Here is a 2,697-nt window from a genome sequence, read left to right on the forward strand (position 1 = left end):
CAGCCGACCCACCTGGGGGGTCTATCTCCGCGTGGGCGGAGGCATCCAGTTCAACGGGGCCCGTTGTCGCCTGATTATCGGTCTATCTCCGCGTGGGCGGAGGCATCCTCTCGGTTGGCAAGCTGGGTCACGTATCGCAGGTCTATCTCCGCGTGGGCGGAGGCATCCCTGCGTCATCATGACACAGGTAGTATGTGTCTTACAGCATAGGGGATAGGTTGATCACTTTCAAGCGTTGCTCTACTGTCGTTTTGGCGGTTAAATGCGGCTTTCACTTCATTAGGGGATGTGCTGATCAGTCGTGTCACAATGCATCCGCTTTGAGCTACCCGTTGCCACCAGCGCTTCGTACTTGTACACATGAGACATCAGCTACGTTATGGCATCCATCCCTGCGTATCCCCCGCCTGCGTATTCTCTCGCTACGTGCCCCATTGCATGCGCTGAACGCTCGCATCCGCCAGTGTCTGAAGGTCAAACCGCTTCGCCAGTGCCCAGAGCAGCGCGCGGGTGGCCAGCACATCGCCCCGAGCAGTGTGGAACGCTACGTCGGGGACGCATTCGAGTGCGTGGCAACAGGTGGCCAGCTGCATGTCGGACAGCGTAAGGTGGGTGCGGGCTAGCGCAAGCGTGTCGATGTAGTATAGCGGCGGAAGGTGGAGGGCGAGGCGCTCAGCCTCATAGGCGATAAACTTGAAATCAAACGACAGGTTATGGCCTACGACAATGCCTTCTGTCAGATGCGTGAGCGTGTCGTGGAGCGCTGCCTGAAGCTCAGGAGTCGGCTGACGCGTCTCACGGGTGCGCGACCACGCAACGTGCCACACGCCCTGCCCGAACACCGCGATTTCCGTAATGCGTGCGCCCCGATCTGGACGCAGTCCGGTCGTCTCCAGGTCAAAAAAGCGCAGCGGGCTGGTCAAAAGCGGCCAGTCGGGGGCGTATCGTGTAGGCATGGAGCGTACGTTTGCGTCATTCTGAAGGACCTGACTCCTGTGCATCCGCCGTCCACAATATCGGATCGTCTGGAGCAACTTCTGGCTCTTCGGGATCCTCCAGTTCCATTAATTCCTCCACGTCGTGCTGCGCGGTGAGCGCTCGCACCGTGAGCCACACGCCTTCGTGCTCAACGAGTTCTTTCTTGGGCCACCCAACGAATCGCATCCCCAGCCCCGACGGCGCGGTTCGGCTCTTCCAGAAGAGCACGACGCCGCCATCGGACGGAAGAAGCTCCGACCAGTCGAGCATCACGGTCCAGAGCCGCTCGCGCACTGCCTTTTTCATGCGTGGCGCCACGTACACCCCGGGCGCAATGTCGTGCATACAAGAGGCCAGAAATCCGTTGAAGCGGTCAGGGGTGTTACGCGTTACGGCTACGGTCATCGACATCAAGGACCTCTTTGATATGATCGATCATGGTCGGAATAATATCGTCTTTATGCAGCGTGCGCCCGGCCAGCTTGCGGGTTGTTGCCTCGATGTTGGTGCGTCCGCGCTGGTTATGCTGTTTTGTAGCGCGAAAGGCAATGGGCAAGGTTACGGTGCTGCGCATCATGTCGGCAATATCGAGTGCAAAGGCGTGGCCTGAGGATTCGTGGATGAAGCCAAGCTGGGGCACGGCTCCTGTTATGGCAACGGCCACGCGAGCCGCCGCATACATGGCCGTGGAGGCGTGGTTGATGGCTTTGTTGATGGCATCATCGGAGTCGGGAGCGTGGCGGTCGTAGCGGCGTCCGTCCCAGTTGATGCCGTGCTGATTGGCCAGGTTTTGGTAGACCTTTTTCATGCGGCTGCCCTCCATGCCACGGAGGCTGTCGAGGTCGCGGTGGTACTTGGGGAGCTCCCCTCCCATCCGAATCGCATACATGTGCCGCGCAATGTCGACACGTGTGTCTTCATCGGCCCACAGTTCGGCATGTTTGCGAGCCCGCTTGGCCCGATCGGGTCCAAACGGCATGCTGGCCGCATAGAGCCGTACCCCTCGCGACCCGACTGCGAGCACCCCGGTTTGCTGACGCGCCAGCAGCCGCAGGGCATCGTGACTGATCACAGTGCCGGGCCCGAGCAGCAGGTTTGAGACCTGCTGAAACGGAATGTCGTAGGCTCCCGCCTCCACATCATAGAATCCGGCAGTGGTGAACACGAGATTCCCGGCTTCTACGGCCAATCGTCCGCGCTCCAACCACATGAGCCCGTGCCGATCGGCATGGGGAATGCGAGCGGTTTCGAGTCCAAGACGTCCTTTGAGCGGCATAGGGGAAATGGAGAGATGGAAGAATAGAAGGATGGAGGGATGGGAGAAGAGCCGTGCACGTGCATGCGTTCGTGTGCACGTTTACTCTTCCCTACGACCCCACTTCATTCGTCACGCGCGCCGCACCTTCAGCATGCCGAACCCGAAGCTTTTGTGACGTCCGATGCCGGAGCGGAGTAGTGCCTGGAAGGCATCGCTGTCGGTGACGGTGAGGGTGCCGCTGAGCGTCACGTCGGGGCGCTTTACGGTGTGAGCCGTGCGGTCGCCGTTCGAGTTCGTCTGTGTGCGGCGGACCATTCGTTCAATCGAGAAGCGCTCCACCCCGGCGTCGAGCAGTTTGGCTCCTCCGCGCGCGCTGAACTGGTCCTGTAGCCACTTCACGTAAACGGCTTCACGGTCGAGCGCTTCGTCACTGGTCCACTGCCGCGCCAGAAAGGCGTCGA

General features: G+C 60.4%; 4 protein-coding genes. All 4 read right to left on the reverse strand.

The window, feature by feature from the left end; translation table 11 throughout:
- Positions 1–422: 422 nt before the first annotated feature.
- A complete protein-coding gene (locus tag R6U20_RS08840) occupies positions 423–956 on the reverse strand; it encodes a 3'-5' exonuclease (protein ID WP_410337492.1) in 534 nt (177 codons plus the stop codon).
- Between the two features lie 16 nt (positions 957–972).
- Positions 973–1,383, reverse strand: a complete 411-nt coding sequence (cas2e, locus tag R6U20_RS08845; protein ID WP_410337493.1) for a type I-E CRISPR-associated endoribonuclease Cas2e — start codon at positions 1,381–1,383, stop codon at positions 973–975.
- A complete protein-coding gene (gene cas1e / locus R6U20_RS08850; RefSeq protein ID WP_410337494.1) occupies positions 1,361–2,254 on the reverse strand; it encodes a type I-E CRISPR-associated endonuclease Cas1e in 894 nt (297 codons plus the stop codon). The genes cas2e and cas1e overlap by 23 nt, the downstream gene beginning before the upstream one ends.
- Before the next feature lie 111 nt (positions 2,255–2,365).
- Positions 2,366–2,697 (reverse strand): type I-E CRISPR-associated protein Cas6/Cse3/CasE (gene cas6e / locus R6U20_RS08855; RefSeq protein ID WP_410337495.1); only part of this gene is annotated, 332 nt, incomplete at its 5' end.

Source organism: Longimonas sp., from assembly GCF_046498435.1.
Classification (GTDB): Bacteria; Bacteroidota; Rhodothermia; order Rhodothermales; family Salinibacteraceae; genus Longimonas.

Bases quoted from the DNA above. Each gene is read 5' to 3' on its own strand.
- R6U20_RS08840 (WP_410337492.1), bottom strand. From the start codon at position 956: ATGCCTACACGATACGCCCCCGACTGGCCGCTTTTGACCAGCCCGCTG.
- cas2e (WP_410337493.1), bottom strand. From the start codon at position 1,383: ATGACCGTAGCCGTAACGCGTAACACCCCTGACCGCTTCAACGGATTT.
- cas1e (WP_410337494.1), bottom strand. From the start codon at position 2,254: ATGCCGCTCAAAGGACGTCTTGGACTCGAAACCGCTCGCATTCCCCAT.